18 protein-coding genes and 1 other RNA gene are annotated in these 16,872 nt (G+C 58.3%); 16 read left to right on the top strand and 3 right to left on the bottom strand.

Annotation, left to right across the window (positions count from 1 at the left end):
* The first annotated feature begins 235 nt into the window (after positions 1–235).
* The 12 genes from CLH61_RS11980 to CLH61_RS11925 all read left to right on the top strand — a co-directional run bounded on the left by CLH61_RS11980 (position 236) and on the right by CLH61_RS11925 (position 10,694).
* Complete coding sequence (locus tag CLH61_RS11980) at positions 236–1,786, top strand: 2-isopropylmalate synthase (protein WP_099614963.1); 1,551 nt, start codon at positions 236–238, stop codon at positions 1,784–1,786.
* Between the two features lie 407 nt (positions 1,787–2,193).
* Positions 2,194–2,646, top strand: a complete 453-nt coding sequence (locus CLH61_RS11975) for a hypothetical protein (protein ID WP_099614962.1) — start codon at positions 2,194–2,196, stop codon at positions 2,644–2,646.
* Positions 2,647–2,659: 13 nt separating this feature from the next.
* The gene (rimI, locus tag CLH61_RS11970) at positions 2,660–3,121 is read left to right on the top strand and encodes a ribosomal protein S18-alanine N-acetyltransferase (RefSeq protein ID WP_099614961.1); all 462 of its coding nucleotides are present in this window, start codon (positions 2,660–2,662) and stop codon (positions 3,119–3,121) included.
* Between the two features lie 85 nt (positions 3,122–3,206).
* The gene (prfC, locus tag CLH61_RS11965) at positions 3,207–4,787 is read left to right on the top strand and encodes a peptide chain release factor 3 (RefSeq protein WP_099614960.1); all 1,581 of its coding nucleotides are present in this window, start codon (positions 3,207–3,209) and stop codon (positions 4,785–4,787) included.
* 36 nt (positions 4,788–4,823) lie between these two features.
* The gene (locus CLH61_RS11960) at positions 4,824–5,594 is read left to right on the top strand and encodes a TatD family hydrolase (protein ID WP_099614959.1); all 771 of its coding nucleotides are present in this window, start codon (positions 4,824–4,826) and stop codon (positions 5,592–5,594) included.
* Positions 5,595–5,827: 233 nt separating this feature from the next.
* Positions 5,828–6,256, top strand: a complete 429-nt coding sequence (gene rplM / locus CLH61_RS11955; protein ID WP_099614958.1) for a 50S ribosomal protein L13 — start codon at positions 5,828–5,830, stop codon at positions 6,254–6,256.
* Positions 6,257–6,268: 12 nt separating this feature from the next.
* Positions 6,269–6,661, top strand: coding sequence for a 30S ribosomal protein S9 (gene rpsI, locus CLH61_RS11950; RefSeq protein WP_099614957.1), 393 nt, complete (start codon positions 6,269–6,271; stop codon positions 6,659–6,661).
* A gap of 242 nt (positions 6,662–6,903) precedes the next feature.
* Positions 6,904–7,497 carry a ubiquinol-cytochrome c reductase iron-sulfur subunit gene (petA, locus tag CLH61_RS11945; protein WP_099614956.1) on the top strand — a complete coding sequence of 198 codons (594 nt, stop codon included), beginning with the start codon at positions 6,904–6,906 and terminating at the stop codon, positions 7,495–7,497.
* Positions 7,497–8,729, top strand: coding sequence for a cytochrome b (locus CLH61_RS11940; RefSeq protein WP_099614955.1), 1,233 nt, complete (start codon positions 7,497–7,499; stop codon positions 8,727–8,729). The genes petA and CLH61_RS11940 overlap by 1 nt, the downstream gene beginning before the upstream one ends.
* The gene (locus CLH61_RS11935) at positions 8,729–9,484 is read left to right on the top strand and encodes a cytochrome c1 (RefSeq protein ID WP_099614954.1); all 756 of its coding nucleotides are present in this window, start codon (positions 8,729–8,731) and stop codon (positions 9,482–9,484) included. Before CLH61_RS11940 ends, CLH61_RS11935 begins: the two co-directional genes overlap by 1 nt.
* 107 nt (positions 9,485–9,591) lie before the next feature.
* Positions 9,592–10,221 carry a stringent starvation protein SspA gene (gene sspA / locus CLH61_RS11930; protein ID WP_099614953.1) on the top strand — a complete coding sequence of 210 codons (630 nt, stop codon included), beginning with the start codon at positions 9,592–9,594 and terminating at the stop codon, positions 10,219–10,221.
* A 59-nt stretch (positions 10,222–10,280) separates the two neighbouring features.
* Positions 10,281–10,694: a ClpXP protease specificity-enhancing factor gene (locus tag CLH61_RS11925; RefSeq protein ID WP_099614952.1), complete on the top strand. Its 414-nt coding sequence runs from the start codon at positions 10,281–10,283 to the stop codon at positions 10,692–10,694.
* Between the two features lie 51 nt (positions 10,695–10,745).
* Here CLH61_RS11925 and CLH61_RS11920 read toward each other — a convergent pair whose 3' ends face one another.
* Genes CLH61_RS11920 through CLH61_RS11910 form a run of 3 tightly spaced genes read right to left on the bottom strand, consistent with a single transcriptional unit; the run spans position 10,746 to position 13,605 of the window.
* The gene (locus tag CLH61_RS11920) at positions 10,746–11,336 is read right to left on the bottom strand and encodes an SIS domain-containing protein (protein WP_099614951.1); all 591 of its coding nucleotides are present in this window, start codon (positions 11,334–11,336) and stop codon (positions 10,746–10,748) included.
* A complete protein-coding gene (locus tag CLH61_RS11915; RefSeq protein WP_099614950.1) occupies positions 11,333–11,710 on the bottom strand; it encodes a YraN family protein in 378 nt (125 codons plus the stop codon). The genes CLH61_RS11920 and CLH61_RS11915 overlap by 4 nt, the downstream gene beginning before the upstream one ends.
* Before the next feature lie 35 nt (positions 11,711–11,745).
* A complete protein-coding gene (locus CLH61_RS11910; RefSeq protein ID WP_099614949.1) occupies positions 11,746–13,605 on the bottom strand; it encodes a penicillin-binding protein activator in 1,860 nt (619 codons plus the stop codon).
* Positions 13,606–13,794: 189 nt separating this feature from the next.
* Here CLH61_RS11910 and rsmI point away from each other — a divergent pair, with 189 nt between their 5' ends.
* The 4 genes from rsmI to rsmH all read left to right on the top strand — a co-directional run bounded on the left by rsmI (position 13,795) and on the right by rsmH (position 16,871).
* Positions 13,795–14,634, top strand: a complete 840-nt coding sequence (rsmI, locus tag CLH61_RS11905; RefSeq protein ID WP_099614990.1) for a 16S rRNA (cytidine(1402)-2'-O)-methyltransferase — start codon at positions 13,795–13,797, stop codon at positions 14,632–14,634.
* Between the two features lie 67 nt (positions 14,635–14,701).
* Positions 14,702–15,053, top strand: an RNA gene (gene rnpB, locus CLH61_RS11900) — RNase P RNA component class A.
* Between the two features lie 385 nt (positions 15,054–15,438).
* Positions 15,439–15,891, top strand: coding sequence for a division/cell wall cluster transcriptional repressor MraZ (mraZ, locus tag CLH61_RS11895; RefSeq protein WP_099614948.1), 453 nt, complete (start codon positions 15,439–15,441; stop codon positions 15,889–15,891).
* Complete coding sequence (gene rsmH / locus CLH61_RS11890; protein ID WP_099614947.1) at positions 15,888–16,871, top strand: 16S rRNA (cytosine(1402)-N(4))-methyltransferase RsmH; 984 nt, start codon at positions 15,888–15,890, stop codon at positions 16,869–16,871. Before mraZ ends, rsmH begins: the two co-directional genes overlap by 4 nt.
* Position 16,872: the final 1 nt, after the last annotated feature.

Genomic DNA, 16,872 nt, shown 5'->3' with positions numbered 1-16,872 from the left:
GAGAGTAGGTCATCGTCAGGCTCTTAATACCAAAACCCCAGCATCGAAAGATGTTGGGGTTTTTTATTGGGCGGCTAAAAACCGGCGACTGAAAAACCGCTGGCCGCAAGGAAGGGATAACCTGCAGCGGTATGGGGGCAGCGTTTTGGCATAGCCTGTCACCACAGCCTGGCCAATCAAGAAGTGATATACTCCTGCAATAGTACAACCACTGTATCTCACGGGAGTCCTGCCAATGTCTGCAAAAGACCATCTCGTAATATTCGACACCACGTTGCGTGATGGCGAGCAAAGCCCTGGCGCAACCATGAACAAGGCGGAAAAGCTGCGCATTGCGAAGGCACTGGAGAAGCTCCGTGTTGACGTGATCGAAGCGGGTTTTGCCATTGCCAGTGAGGGTGATTTCGAAGCAGTCAAGTCGATTGCCGAAACCATCAAGGAGTCCACGGTGTGTAGTCTGGCCCGGGCGGTGGATGTTGATATTGATCGCGCTGCAGAGGCAATTCGACCGGCAGAACGCGGGCGGATCCACACCTTCATTGCAACGTCGCCAATCCACATGCAGTACAAGCTGATGCTGTCCCCGGATGAAGTGATAGAGCAGGCGGTGAGGGCCGTCAAGCGCGCCCGCAGTCACGTCGACGACGTCGAGTTCTCCTGTGAGGATGCGGGCCGCTCCGAGCTGGATTTTCTCTGTCGGATCATTGAAGCGGCTATCGATGCCGGTGCGCGTACGATCAATATTCCGGATACCGTCGGTTATGCCATTCCGGAACAGTTCGGTGAAACCATCCGTCAAATCATTCACCGGGTTCCCAACGCTGACAAGGCCATATTTTCCGTTCACTGCCATAACGATCTGGGGCTTGCGGTTTCCAATTCCCTTGCTGCGGTCATGAACGGTGCCCGTCAGGTAGAGTGCACCATTAACGGGCTTGGCGAGCGGGCTGGCAACGCGTCGCTTGAGGAGATTGTCATGGCGGTGCGTACTCGCCAGGACCTGTTTGACGTCGAGACCCGAATTGATGCCCAGCACATCGTGCCGGCTTCACGACTGGTGTCCACTATTACCGGATTTCCTGTGCAGCCGAACAAAGCGATTGTCGGCGCCAATGCCTTCGCCCACGAGTCCGGCATTCATCAGGATGGTGTGATCAAGCACCGCGAGACCTATGAGATTATGCGCGCCCAGGATGTGGGCTGGCACACTAACAGCCTGGTGATGGGTAAGCATTCGGGGCGTAACGCATTCCGTACCCGACTGAAGGAGCTGGGTATCGAATTCGAAACGGAAAGTGAGCTCAATGAAGCCTTCAGCCGTTTCAAGGCGCTCGCTGACCTTAAACATGAGATTTTCGATGAGGATCTGCAGGCCATAGCCAGTGATACCCTTCAGAGTGAAGAAGACGCGCGCTTCAGCCTGGTCTGTATGAAAGTGTGCTCGGAAACCGGAGTGGTACCCCGTGCCAGCCTGACCCTGCTGATGGATGGTCGGGAGCACAAGGTGGAAGGCGAGGGTAGCGGGCCGGTGGATGCGACCTTCAGGGCAATCGAGTCGTTGGTGGACTCAGGCTGTAACCTGCAACTGTATTCCGTCAATGCCATAACCAGCGGAACCGACGCCCAGGGTGAAGTTACAGTTCGTCTGGAGCGGGGTGGCCGTATTGTCAACGGGGTAGGTGCCGATACCGATATCGTGATCGCGTCGGCCAAGGCCTACATCGAGGCGCTGAACCAGATCAGCAGGGGTGGTGTTCGGCAACATCCCCAGGCGGCAGATGTCTGAGTGCAGTACGGGCTAATCGAAAGGCTTCAATGACTCATCTGAGCGAATCTCAAAGGCAGTTCTACCTGGGGAGTGCGGGTATCCGTTGCTGGTACGCCCGCTCACCTCTGCCCGGTGCTGCGCCTAGTCCGGACTTTGTTTTTGATGAGCCCGAGACGGAACCCCGTAGCCCGGTAATACCGGTCAGCGATTCTCCTCCTGCGGCAGATCCGCAACGTGCCCGCAGGCTGGGGCATTTGCGCGAAATGATGGCTGGGGGCTCGGCGGCAGCAAGCGCAGTTGCCGACACGGCACCGACGCCCCGGGACAAACCTGCGTTGATTCGTTCATCGGCGCGTCCGCCGGTGGCGTCATCGATTGAGGTTGTGCAGCCTGAGGACGCGGTTGAGCAATCCGGCGACCGGTCTATGGCTGAGCCTGTGCGGCCTGCAGAGGCGAGCATCGGCGTTCGCTGGGGTTTCTGGGTCACGGACAAAATGGTTCTGGCAAGCGGCCTCGGCGAGGGCGCAAGCATGCGCCTGCAGGACGCTCTGGCCCTGAATATTCTGAAAGCTCTTGGCTGCCCTGGCGGTCGGCGGCGTGATCTGTCCTGGCCGGTTTTCAGTAATCCGCGTATACCCGGTAACGGCAATGACGGTCTTGCAGAAGTTCTCGGTGAGCTCGCCCGTGAGTTCGGTGACCGCAAGCTGATCCTGCTCGGGGTGGCGGCAGAGGGCGACTCCGTGGAGGATACCCGTTGGTTGCGGGCCCGTTTGCCCGCCGCGGCAGCAGACTTTCCGCACACCCTGGCCGGCTTGGCTACCGATCCTTCACGTAAGAAGGCCCTGTGGCAAGTGCTGAAGCCACTGGCATACCATTAATGGGAGGTTGGCGATGAGCGATCCGGTATGCGCCCATGTCATCCGCCCCCTCGAAGTTGCCGATCTTCCTGAGGTCCTGGATATCGAACATCAGGGATATTCTCATCCCTGGACGGAGGGTGTGTTCCGCGATTGTTTTCGTGACGACTATCGTCTTTCCGTTCTTAAGGCCAGCGGCTATATCGCCGGATATACCGTGGTGGCTTACCTGTTTGATGAGGCTCACCTGCTTAACGTGTGCGTCCGACCGTCGGACCGTGGTCGCGGTGTCGGGCGGCAGTTGCTGCGCCATGTGATGATTGAAGCTGCCCGGGATAACATGCAAAAGCTAATCCTGGAGGTTCGTCAGAGTAATACGTCGGCGATCGCTTTGTATCAGTCAGAGGGATTCGTGCTTATTGGCGAACGCCCCGGTTACTACCCCGCAGCAGAAGGCAGGGAGACAGCTTCCGTCATGGAGCGGATACTGGTTTAGCAGCGAGGCAGACCGTTCGCGTCTTCCACCGATTGGCCGTATAATGGCGCTCCTTCAAAGCTCTCAATTTCAGGTCGTTCTCTCTATGTCTACCCTCTCCCAGGAAGTCGCCAAGCGTCGTACCTTTGCGATCATATCTCACCCCGACGCGGGTAAAACCACCATTACCGAAAAGGTATTGTTGTTCGGGCAGGCGATTCAGAAGGCGGGAACGGTGAAGGGCAAAAAATCCGGCCAGCATGCCAAATCTGACTGGATGGAAATGGAGAAGGAGCGGGGCATCTCCGTGACCACTTCGGTTATGCAGTTCCCCTATGGCGGGCGCCTGGTCAACCTGCTGGATACTCCCGGCCACGAAGATTTTTCAGAGGATACCTACCGTACCCTGACTGCCGTCGATTCGTGCCTGATGGTGATCGACAGCGCCAAGGGTGTCGAGGAGCGCACCATCAAGCTGATGGAAGTAACCCGTCTGCGTGATACGCCAATCCTGACCTTCATGAACAAGCTGGATCGTGATACCCGTGATCCGGTGGAGCTGATGGACGAAGTTGAGGATGTCCTCAAGATCGCCTGCGCGCCGATTACCTGGCCGATTGGCATGGGTAAGAACTTCAAGGGTGTCTATCATTTGCTGCGGGATGAGGTGGTGCTTTATCAGACCGGCCAGGGTCATACTATCCAGGAGCGCCGGGTAATTGAAGGGCTCGACAATCCTCAGCTGGAAGAGGCCATTGGCGCTTATGCCGGCGACCTGCGTGATGAGATCGAGCTGGTCAAGGGCGCGTCCCACGATTTTGACCTGGATGCATTCCTGGCGGGTAAGCTCACTCCGGTATTCTTTGGTACCGCGCTGGGCAATTTCGGTGTCGATCATATGCTCGATGGTCTTGTCGACTGGGCGCCGGCACCACAGCCAAGGGAAACCGATGTTCGTCTGGTCAGGCCTGAGGAAGAAGGCTTTTCGGGATTCGTATTCAAGATCCAGGCGAACATGGATCCGCAACACCGTGACCGGGTGGCGTTTATGCGCATTGTCTCGGGCCAGTACAGTCAGGGCATGAAAGCGCGCCATGTGCGGATCGGCAAGGAAGTGCGTTTCTCCGACGCGCTGACATTCATGGCCGGGGACCGGGAGCATGCCGAGGAGGCATTTGCGGGGGATATTATCGGTCTGCACAACCATGGCACCATTCAGCTGGGTGATACGTTCACGTCCGGGGAAGACATGAAGTTCACCGGGATTCCCAACTTTGCACCGGAACTCTTTCGTCGTATCCGGCTGAAGGATCCCCTCAAGGCAAAGCAGCTGCAAAAAGGCCTGATTCAGCTGTCGGAAGAAGGTGCCGTACAGGTATTCCGTCCGCTGAAAAACAATGACCTGATTGTGGGCGCCGTCGGTGTGCTGCAGTTCGACGTGGTGGTGAGCCGGCTGAAGAGTGAGTACAAGGTGGAAGCGGTCTACGAGCCGATCAACGTGGCAACGGCACGCTGGGTAACCTGTGCCGACGAACGCAAGCTTGAGGAGTTCCAGCGTAAGGCTAACGACTTCGTCGCGCTGGACGGCGGTGACCGGCTGGCCTACATTGCTCCTACTATGGTTAATTTGCAGCTGGCCCAGGAGCGTCATCCTGACATCAGCTTCCACAAAACCCGGGAGCATTGACCGGAGTGTCCGGCGTCGGCGGCAGGGGAGGCAGCCTTGGAGTTGATCGACGCCCATTGCCATCTGGATTTCCCTGCGTTTGATGGGCGCCGTGAGGCGGTCATGCGCGAAGCCGCGGCACTTGGCGTGGTGCGGCTGGTTATCCCGGGGGTGCGCGCGGCAGACTGGCAGCGGGTCGTGAGCTGTGCTGAAGTCATCCACGGCATTCACTATTGCCTCGGTATCCATCCCTGGTTCGTGCAGGAGCATGACTGGCAGGACCTCGAGCGGCTGCGTGCCCTTCTGGTTGCCGGAGGTGAGCGTTGTGTGGGTGTCGGGGAGTGCGGTCTGGACCGTCTCCAGGGTGAGCTGTCCGCTCAGATGCCCTGTTTCGAGGCCCAGGTTGATATCGCCGGGGAGTTGAAGCTGCCGTTGGTCATTCATTCCGTGAGGGCCCACGATGAGGTGGCGTCGGTCCTGAAGCGAAAAGGTTTTAGTGGTCGTGCGTTGGTGCATGGTTTTGCCGGCAGTTACCAGCAGGCGCGGAAACTGGTTGATGCCGGTTGTATGATTGGTGTTGGCGGGATCATTACCTATGCCCGTGCCCGAAAAACCCGTGATACCCTGTCACGACTGCCACTTTCCTGTCTGGTGCTGGAAACCGATGCGCCGGATATGCCGCCGGCAGGGGTTGCAGCGGGCGGGAATTCGCCGGTTTATCTTCCGGATTTTCTGACGGAGCTGGCTCAGCTGCGCGGGGAACCCGCCGAAAACATGGCGCAGGTGCTTTATGCTAACGCCTGCAGGCTCTACGGTTGGCCGGAATGAAATGAGAGAGAGGCGCGTAGCGTAAGGGAATGACGAAACAACGGGCGACGGGCTTGGTTTTCGTATGTGGTTCGGATATACTTCGCGCCCTGGCTTTTCAAGGCGATGCCATCATCTCAGCCCCGAATGATGTCACTGCCGACTAACATACAGGTATAGAGCCCCCTCCGGATGCAGTGCATGTGCCGGTGGTGGTTTTTAACGTTTCTTATATAGCGTTCAAGGCGGAATCAATGAAGACTCTGAGTGCGAAACCAGAAACAGTAAAACGTGACTGGTACGTTGTAGACGCAGCCGGCAAGACGCTGGGTCGTCTGTCAACCGAAATCGCCCGTCGTCTGCGGGGCAAGCATAAGCCTGAGTACACCCCCCATGTCGACACTGGCGATTACATTGTTGTTATTAATGCCAGCCAGGTGCGGGTGACGGGCAAGAAATCATCTGCAAAGATGTATTACAGTCATACCGGCTTCCCGGGTGGAATCAAGTCCATCACTTTCGAAAAGCTGGTCGACAAGGCGCCTGAGCAGGTCATCCAGCATTCTGTAAAGGGCATGCTGCCGAAAGGCCCGCTGGGTCGCGCCATGTTCAAGAAGCTGAAAATCTACGCCGGCGCTGAGCATCCTCACGCAGCCCAGCAGCCCAAAGAACTCGACATTTAACGGAAGGCGGATATGTCTGTAGCACAAAATTACGGTACTGGTCGCCGCAAGACATCCACGGCTCGGGTTTTCATCAAGCCGGGAAGCGGTAACATCTCTATCAACGGTCGCACCATTGAAGATTTCTTCGGTCGTGAGACTCTGCGTATGATCGTTCGTCAGCCGCTGGTGGTTGCCGAGTCTGCGGATCGTTTTGATATCACCATCACTGTAAAAGGTGGTGGCATCAGTGGCCAGGCCGGCGCAATTCGCCACGGCCTGACCCGTGCCCTGATGGATTACGACGAGACTCTGCGTCCTGCACTGCGCAAGGCGGGTTATGTTACCCGTGACGCTCGTGAAGTTGAGCGTAAGAAAGTTGGTCTGCGCAAGGCGCGTAAGCGTCCTCAGTACTCCAAGCGTTAATCGCTTCGGGACAGACCCTGCAAAAAACCCGGCCGCTGGCCGGGTTTTTTGTTGCATGACCACTTGTTGGCAAATTGATCTGGAGCAGGGAAGTGGGCTCTGGTGCAGGCTTTCCGACTTGTAAGGTCTGGGTAATTTCATTACCATTTGTGCGCTTATAATTTTGGGTTGTGAAGTCCTTTTCGACGCGTGGTGTATCCGTTTCAGGGTGCCTGCGCCTCGCCTGATGGGAGAAAACCATAATGAGTAATGGCGACGTTAGCCAAGGCCGGCGCCGGTTCCTGATCGGTGCAACGTCCGTGGTGGGTGGTGTCGGCGTCGTCGGTGCAGCCGTCCCGTTCGTGGCATCCTGGAATCCCAGTGCCAAAGCGGAAGCGGCGGGTGCACCGGTCACCGTCAATGTCAGCAAGATTGAACCCGGTCAGCAAATCACCGTTGAATGGCGCGGTAAGCCGGTCTGGATCATTCGGCGAACTCCCGAGATGCTCGAAGGCATCGAGTCCCTGAATGACCAGGTCAAAGATCCCCAGTCCGAGGCCCCGCAGCAGCCGGCTTATGTGGAAGGTGTTTACCGTTCCCTGAAGCCCGAGCTCGCGGTCATTGTGGGGCTTTGCACCCACCTCGGGTGCGTACCTTCCTATCGTCCGGAAGTGGCTCCAGCGGATCTTGGTGATGCCTGGCTGGGCGGTCTGTTTTGCCCGTGTCATGGTTCCCGGTATGACCTTGCCGGTCGGGTCTACGAGGCGCAGCCGGCTCCTCTGAACCTGGAGGTTCCGCCTTATCGGTATGACGATGATGCGACCATCACCATTGGTCTTGATCCGGAGGCAGCGTAATGCAGAAACTGATTCAGTGGGTAGACGACCGTCTGCCAATCGTTGAGGCCTGGAATAAACACCTGGCAAAGTATTACGCGCCGAAAAACTTCAACGTCTGGTACTTCTTCGGCTCCCTGGCCATGTTGGTGCTGGTTAACCAGCTGGTTACCGGTATCTGGCTGACCATGAGCTACAACCCCTCTGCGGAAGGCGCCTTTGCTTCCGTCGAATACATCATGCGTGATGTGGAGTGGGGCTGGCTGCTGCGTTATCTGCACTCCACCGGTGCCTCTGCCTTCTTTATCGTGGTGTACCTCCATATGTTCCGCGGTCTGATGTACGGCTCGTACCAGAAGCCCCGCGAGCTGATCTGGATCTTCGGTATGCTGATTTACCTGGTGCTGATGGCGGAGGCCTTCATGGGCTATCTGCTGCCGTGGGGCCAGATGTCCTACTGGGGCGCCCAGGTAATCGTTAACCTGTTCGGTGCCATCCCGGTGATTGGTGAAGATCTCTCGCTGTGGATTCGCGGCGACTATCTGATTTCAGGCATCACCCTGAACCGTTTCTTCGCGCTGCACGTGGTGGCCCTGCCGATCGTTCTGCTGGGTCTGGTTGTCCTGCACATCCTGGCGCTGCACGAAGTGGGTTCGAACAACCCCGACGGTATCGATATCAAGAAGAACAAGGACGAGAACGGCATTCCGAAAGACGGTATTCCTTTCCATCCCTACTACACCGTTCACGACCTGCTGGGCGTGGGGGTATTCTTCTTCATCTTCTTCATCGTGGTGTTCTTCTTCCCGGAAATGGGTGGACTGTTCCTCGAGAAACCCAACTTTGAGCCGGCAAACGCTCTGAAGACCCCGGCGCATATTGCACCGGTATGGTACTTCACGCCGTTCTACGCCATGCTGCGTGCGGTAACGGTCGACTTCATCGGCCTTCCTGCCAAGTTCTGGGGTGTGGTGGTGATGGGTGGTGCAATCGCTATCCTGTTTGTGCTGCCCTGGCTGGATCGCAGTCCTGTTCGCTCCATCCGTTACAAGGGCTGGTTGAGCAAGATTGCACTGGCCGTCTTCGCGGTGAGCTTCGTAATTCTGGGCTATCTCGGTCTGGTGCCTGCCACTGAGGGGCGGACAACGGTCGCCCAGATTCTGACCGTGGTCTACTTCCTCTACTTTATCCTCATGCCGTTCTATACGCGCATGGAGAAAACCAAGCCAGTACCAGAGAGGGTGACAGGATAATGAGAAAGCTGATTTTTGGTCTTTTCATCGCAGTCCTGCCAGCCCTCGGGCTGGCGGCCGGCGCGGGTGTGCCGCTCGACCACATCGAGACTGACCACACCGACAAACAATCCCTGCAAAGTGGGGCGGCCCTGTTCACCAACTATTGTATGGGCTGTCACTCCATGGAATATGCCCGCTACAAGCGGGTTGCAGATGACCTGGAGGTCCCGGTAGCGCTTTATGAGGAGAACCTGATTTTCACCGGTGCCAAGATTGGTGAATTGATGAAGAACTCCATGAGCAAGGATATGGCTGCGGGCTGGTTTGGTGCGCCGCCACCCGATCTGACCCTCGAGTCCCGTTTGCGGGGCGAAGCCTGGGTTTACTCCTACCTGCGCGGCTTCTACAAGGATGAAACCCGTCCTTTGGGCGTAAACAACGTGGTATTCGCCAATGTGGGTATGCCGCACGTTATGGTTGACCTGCAGGGCTTGTGCGCAGTGCCGCCGAGTATTGGTGTTGGAGCCTCCGTTGAGCCTCTTAGCGGCAATGTGAAGAATGGCGATGCCTGCCCGGAATACGCCATCGAAGGCAGTATGACGGCCGCGGAATTTGACAAGGCGATGTACGACCTGACCAACTTCTTGTCCTATATGGCAGATCCGGTCAAGGTTGAGCGCGAGCGCCTGGGCATTTTCGTGCTGATCTTCGTTGCCATCTTCTTCGTGTTCGCTTACCTGCTCAATCGCGAGTACTGGAAAGACGTGCACTGAGAAATCAGGTATAATCCGGATCCCTGATAATTCCAGCGGGCCTTGTCGGCCCGCTGGATTTTTGTGTTTCAGGATCGTTTCGATTTGTTCAATCGTGAGGTAGTTCTATGGGCGTTGTGACCAAGCGGTCATCGATGACGTTTTTCTCGGACCCGGCTAGCCATTACAGCCACCGGGTACGCATCGTGCTTGCTGAAAAGGGAGTGACGGTTGATATTGTGGATGTGGATCCGGACAACCCCCCTGCGGAGTTGGCTGATCTTAATCCTTACAATGCCCTGCCAACCCTGGTGGATCGTGATCTGGTGCTCTACGAGCCCAATATCATGATGGAGTATCTGGATGAGCGCTTCCCGCATCCGCCATTACTGCCTGTCTATCCGGTGGCCCGCGCTAACAGCCGGCTGATGATTCATCGTATCCAGCGCGACTGGTGCGCACTGGTAGACCAGATTCTGGCGCAGCCGAATGCCAAGGCGTCGGAGGCGGCCCGGAAGGAGCTGCGTGAAAGTCTGCTGGCTACGGCTCCGGTGTTTGGTGAAATGCCTTTCTTCCTCTCGGAAGAGTTCACCATTGTTGACTGTTGCATTGCGCCGATCCTGTGGCGGCTGCCATCACTGGGTATCGAGTTTTCCGAGAAGCAGGCCAAGCCACTGCTGAAGTACATGGAGCGCATTTTCGAGCGGGAAGGTTTCAAGGCCAGCCTGTCTGATCTCGAAGAAGATATTCGCAGCTAATACGGTAAACGTGGCCAGGAATGAGTCGGGGAGTCTAAGTGTCTGATAACCCAGTCAGAATGATGTCTAGCCGCCCGTATCTGGTGCGCGCATTCAACGAGTGGATTCTCGACAATGAATGCACGCCTTACATTGTGGTGGATGCCGGTGTTCAGGGGGTACAGGTTCCCACTGAGCACGTCGCCAACGGCCAGATCGTGCTGAATATCAGCCCGGGTGCGGTACGTGGGCTGGTAATCGGGAATGCAGCTCTGGAATTCAGCGCGCGCTTTGGCGGTGTACCGATGCAGGTGTTTATTCCGCTGCAGGCGGTGGTGGCGATCTATGCCAAGGAAAACGGGGAGGGGATGGTGTTTGGTAGTGAGCCGGGCTCTCCCGATCCCGATGGGCCTCAGGATCCGCATGACGACGGGGGGCATCGCGGCCCTTCGGAGCGGCCTTCGGGACGCCCATCCCTTAAGGTGGTCAAATAGCAGTCCTGAATTGAAAAAGCCGGCGTTTGCCGGCTTTTTTGTGGCCTGGTTTTATGCGCCAAACAGTTTGTGGTCGATCAGTGCGCAAAGCGCGTTGATGACAACCAGCATCAGCGGTGCGGCCTGATTGCTGTCCAGGTCGTTGAGGCTGATCTCATGATCTTCCGGATGGAGCAGCGAGGTGATGTCGGTTTTCTCACGCGCGCTGAGTACGACGACGTTCATTTCTCGGTCGTGGGCCGCCTGTATGGCCTGGATAAGGTTGGCCTTGTGGCCGTCGTCCACCACGACCAGCAAAAGGTCATGGGGCTTTCCGATGGCCCTTACCTGGCGGGAGAAGGTGTCATTGAAGCGATTGTCACGGCAAATGGCTGAATAAGTAGTCGCATCCGCACCCAGGTTGATGGCGGGGAGCGCCGGCCGGTCCTGGTCGAACCGGTTCAGCAGGGCTGTGCAAAAGTACTGCGCGAGAATGTTGGCGCTGCCGTTGGCGCAGGTAATGATCTTGCCATCACTAAGCAAGGTATGGACCAGTGCCTCGGCGGCCCGCTCGATGGCCGGCGCGGTCATGCTTGCGGTCATCGCGGTTTGCTCCATATGGTTGGCAAACCACTGGTTGATAAGGCTTTCGGTATCGCTCATGTTTCTGCCTGAATCGCGTTTTTGATCCACTGAACCTGGTAACGGGCCCGGCTGCCGGGGGCGATGGCCACGACATCGATGCGGGTGGGGCTGTTACACAGGCCGTGGCGGTGAAGATAAAACGAGGCAGCCCTGAGCAGTTTCCGCTGTTTGGGGTAAGTAACGGATTCTGCACCCCCGATCAGGCTGCCGTTGCCCCGGTACCTCACCTCGAAAAATACCAGGTACTCTCCATCCCGGCCGATCAGGTCTATCTCGCCGCCACGGTTGAAGACATTGCGTTCAATAATGTGAACGCCCTTGCTGGCAAGGTAGCGGGCGGCTACGCCCTCGAAGTGATCGCCGGTTGATTTTCTGGTTTGGCTGCCATCCATGGCATAGGGTCTCCATCGGTGTAGTTGCCAATGCGTTACTCGCTGGTGATTGCGCTTGGCGGTGCTGCTTCTGGTTCCTGTTCGTCTTCTTCGATCAGGGCCGGGCGGCCATTGCGGAACTGTGCCCACAATTGGCGGCGGTGGATGATGCCGCCTGGCGACATGTTCAGCTCACCGGTCTGGCCTGCAATGGAGGTGCCCTCGATCTGTTCCAGCAGTGGGAGGCTGCTGCTTAACTGATAGGCGTCAGCGCCCATTGCGAACAGGCGGCCCAGCTGGCCCTGGTAGCCGGGTAGCCGTGCGGTGGCAGTGTCGCGGAAGTCGTTGTCCGGCTTCAGCACCCAGGGGATGTCCGTAACAATTACCGAGTCCAGGTCGCGATCGCGGGACGGGTCGGCGGTGCCGTCGAAGACCACTGACGGTGAATAGACCGGCACATCGCCGGCAAAGTAGAACGCAAACAGCGGCTTGAACTGTCGAGCCTGCAGCGGGGCAGCCACCAGCACAATGGCATCCACATCCTGCCGGCGCCGTGGTTCGAACTCTACGTTCACCCCGGCAGTACGCTCTACGTCGACGGCGCGATCCCGGGAGCTGTTGACGGCCAGGAGTTCCGCGGTAACTGCGCGGAAGTTGTCTTCGGGGAAGAAGCGTTCGATATCCAGGGCGACACCGCCGTTCTCTGCCAGTTGTGATGTCAGTGCGCGCTCCAGGCGATCCCCCCACTCTCCAGCCGGAATCAGTGCCAGCACCTGGCTTGAGTTTCGGGCAGTCAGACGGTCGGCAATCTGCCTCGCCTCGTCCTCGGCGGACAGGCCAAACTGGTAGAGGCCGGCGGGGGTGGCGGTGTCATCCGGCAGGTAATTCAGGGCGAGTACGGGGACAGGAAGGTTCTCCATGGCCGCCAGCTGACCGACTCCCTCTTTCTCCAGTGGTCCGATAATCAGGTCGGGGCCTTTGGCGGCCAGTGTCTGGTAAAGTTCGGCAAACGATTTGCCGTGGGTGTCGGTGATGCTGATCTCGATGTCCTGGTTGGCTGTGCTTTCGTCGGTGTAGAAGGCGGCCAGGAAGCCGTCGCGGATCGCTTGCCCTGCGGCGGCCAGCGGTCCACTCAAAGGCACTGCCAGGTTGATGGAATCCGGTCGGCTGGTGGCAATGCTGGCGATCAGCTTGAGTTCGCCGGGCAGCGTGGCGGAGGCCGCGTGGCCGGGCCAGTGGGCCTGCCAGCCCTTCAGGGCGTTGCCTTGTTCCTCGATGCCGGCCCCTGGCGTGCGCATGACCGATGCGAGTTCCAGCCACCCCTGACTCTCAAACCCCACCGCTTCACGGGCCGCCGCTTCCAGTTGCTGGTCAGAGGCGTCCTTCAGCAGCTGCCAGATGCGGTCGTGAATACTCTGGATATCGGCGTTCGGATCGGAGTCCCGAAGCAGCATCAGGGTTTCTGCGGCCTTGAACGGCTGGCCGCCAAGGCGAAAGGTTTCGGTTTGTAGGTTACCGGCACGGGCCAGGGTGTCCGGTGGGTAGTTGCGGAACTGGTCGATTGTCAGTTGCTGGCCCAGCGATTGCGCCCATTGCTCATCGGCCAGGGCAGCGGCGCCGGACATTGCGAGCAGCAGGGCTTCATTCCGGTTGGCCGGTGCCGGGGACTTTAGCTGGTCGCTGGTCAGAATGCGGCGCGCCGCTTCGTGACTGCCCTGGCTCTGGAACTGCCGTGCCGTCCTCAGCAGATAGCTCTCTGCGCTTTCGCGATTGCCCTGGCCCGCGGCAACCTGCAATGCTTCTTCAGGTGACGTGGCAGTGTGGGACTGCAGATTGACGGACGAACAGCCGGCGGTGACGAGCGCTAAAGCCAGCAGGGCGGCAAACAATGGTGCGTTCAGGGAACGGTTAGTCATGTCAGGCTCACAATACTTCCGGGATTTACGCTTGTGGCTCCGGCCAAACGGCGGCATCATGCCCAGCGACGATTAATTATTTCCAGGGTCGCAAGTTTACCAGCTCCCGGGACAATTCACATGACGTTGATGTAAAGCGCCCGTCGCCAAGAGGTTTGAGTGAGTACCGAGAACGCCCCCGGGGTTTCCATGGCTGGCACCCTTTATATCGTTGCCACGCCGATTGGAAACCTGGATGACATCAGTGCGCGTGCCATCAAGATTCTTGCGTCGGTGGACGTTATAGCCGCCGAGGATACCCGGCATAGCGGACGTCTGCTGCAGCATCTGGCGATCCAGAAGCCCATGCTGGCACTGCATGATCACAATGAGCGGGATCGCGCTGCCAGTCTTGTTGACCGCCTGGCAAAAGGGGAGAGCGTGGCGCTGGTTTCCGATGCTGGTACGCCATTGATTTCCGACCCGGGCTTCGTGGTTGTGCGGGAGGCCCGGGCCAGGGGCTTCCGGGTCAGTCCGGTACCCGGGCCCTGTGCGATGGTGGCGGCGCTGAGCGCCGCAGGCCTGCCGACCGATCGCTTCCTGTTTCAAGGGTTTCTGGCGGCAAAGCGAGGGGCGCGTCGCGCCGCGCTCGAGGGGTTGGCTCGTGAAACCGCAACCCTGGTGTTCTATGAATCGCCGCACCGGATCAGTGACTTTCTGGATGACGTGGTCGATGTGCTGGGGGCCGGGCGGGAGGTTGTTGTCGCAAGGGAGCTTACCAAGTCGTTCGAAACGTTCTACAGCGGCAGTGCCAGTGACGTCCGGCAACAGGTCGGGGAAGACAGCCACGGTACCCGCGGCGAGTTCGTGGTGATGGTGCGTGGGGCGGATTTGACCGCCAACGCGCCCGATGCCGTGGATGTTGATCGAATGCTGGCCATGCTGGTTGCGGAGCTCCCGGTCAAAAAGGTGGCCAGATTGGTGGCCGAGTTGACCGGGTTGCCGAAAAATGAACTTTACCAGCGCGCCCTGAGGTTGCGGGAGGACTGATCGTGGATCTTCCGCGCGCGGGGCAAATTGTCTTGCGCGCGGGCGGGCACCCGCGTATCGTCTCGCCTGAGCTCGCCAGACAGTCGCCGCCGGTTTCGATCGGGGGAGGAAAGTCCGGGCTCCGCAGGGCAAGGTGCCAGGTAACGCCTGGGCGGCGCGAGCCGACGGAAAGTGCAACAGAAAGTATACCGCCTAAGTGCCTCCGGGCACCGGTAAGGGTGAAATGGTGCGGTAAGAGCGCACCGCGTGGCTGGTAACAGTCCACGGCGATGGTAAACCCCACCTGGAGCAAGACCAAATAGGAATCCAATGGCGTGGCCCGCGCTGGATTCGGGTAGGTTGCTTGAGGCCTGTGGTGACGCAGGTCCTAGATGAATGACTGTCCACGACAGAACCCGGCTTACCGGCGAGCTCTCCTTTTCCCTTTTTGTGATGCCGATCGTTCTGACGGCATCAGCTTTATAGCCAAATAATCTTATAGTTCATTTTTTCCCTCCGAATTTGAATTCATGTCTTTGATTTTCAAGTTTTTCTTATCTGTAATCTTCGGTTTTCTCTCCGTCGAAGCCTGTAACTCATTGTCTTAAAAGAAACTTTTGCTGGTACGACGCTGTTGGCGGCGCTTGCATTGTGGCAGGTGTGTTTCTATAGTGTGCAGAAGTGGGAAAAAGTGGTTACTTGTGGTTTTTGGTGGTGGATTTGTGCGTTGAGGTGGGTTTTTGGCGCCAGTTCACCGTTTCACCAGGGATCGGGTGCCAGCAAATGGGCCAAATATCCGGGGCGTAAGCCCGAGAGTCGGCGCGAATGAGCAACTTTCTTGGCAGTCATGCCATCAATATGGATGCGAAGGGTCGCCTGGCGATCCCCGCCCGCGTGCGTGAGGAACTCGCGCATGTGTGTGGCGGTCGCATTGTACTGACGGCCAATGCTGATGAGGAGCGTTGCCTGCTGATGTATCCGGAGCCCCAGTGGGAGGCCCTGCGTCCTCAGATTGAAGCCCTTCCCAATATGAACAAGGCTGCGCGCAGGTTGCAGCGGTTGCTGCTTGGTCACGCCACTCCGCTGGAGCTTGACTCGGCAGGCCGTATCCTGGTGCCACCAACCCTGCGCAGCTATGCGCGGCTGGAGAAAAAACTGATGTTGATTGGGCAGGGCAAAAAGCTGGAGCTCTGGAGCGAAGAGCGCTGGTTCGCCTGGCTGGATGAATCCTCGGATGAGGACGAAATGCCGGCGGCCATGGAGGCGCTGTCCCTATGACCTCCGGAACTGGTCAGGAGAAAGGCGGTCAGGCACTGCACCGTTCGGTTCTCCTGGATTCGGCGGTTGATTATCTGGTTAATGATCCGGATGGCCGCTACATCGATGGTACCTTCGGACGCGGTGGCCATAGCCGGCTGATTCTCGATCGGCTCGGCCCTGAAGGTCGCCTGCTTGGTATCGACAAAGATCCGGAGGCGATCCGCTTTGCCGGCGAGCTGGCCGCGGACGACGCCCGCTTTGCACTGTTCCACGGTTCCTTTGCGGAGCTGGAGAAGGCGGCGAGCGAGCAGGGCTGGCATGGGGTTAACGGGGTGCTGCTGGATCTCGGTGTGTCCTCACCGCAGCTGGACGATGCGAGTCGTGGATTCAGTTTCATGCGTCAGGGTCCGCTGGATATGCGGATGAATCCGCAGCAGGCGCCCAGTGCAGCGGAATGGCTGGCAACAGCCGGCGAACAGGAAATCGCTGATGTCATCTGGCGATACGGCGAGGAGCGGTTCTCCCGCCGTATTGCGCGGCGGGTGGTTGAGCAGCGCCAGGAAGCACCACTTGCCACGACCCGGGAGCTGGCTGAGCTGGTCGCGGCAGCGGTCCCGAAAAAAGAAAAGCACAAGCATCCGGCAACCCGGACCTTCCAGGCGATCCGGATCTTTATCAATCGTGAACTCGAGGATCTTGAAGCCGGGCTTGAGGCTGCCGTCAATAATCTGCTGCCCGGTGGCCGGCTGGTCGTGATCAGCTTTCACTCGCTGGAAGATCGCATTGTCAAACGCTTCATGCGGGACCTGGCGAGGGGGCCGCAATTGCCGCGGGGGCTGCCGGTGACGGCGGAGCAGCAGGCTTCGGAATTTGCCCTGGTAGGCAAGGCCATCAAGGCCGATACCGGGGAAGTCAGTGACAACATCCGGTCCCGGAGTGCGGTGATGCGTGTTCTTGAACGCCGCAAAGATCGGTCCGGATCAAAAGGAGGAGTTTGAG

Source organism: Marinobacter profundi (assembly GCF_002744715.1).
GTDB classification, from domain to species: Bacteria; Pseudomonadota; Gammaproteobacteria; order Pseudomonadales; family Oleiphilaceae; genus Marinobacter; species Marinobacter profundi.
Note: the sequence above shows the minus strand (reverse complement) of the source record. Positions and strands in the feature narration are given on the sequence as shown.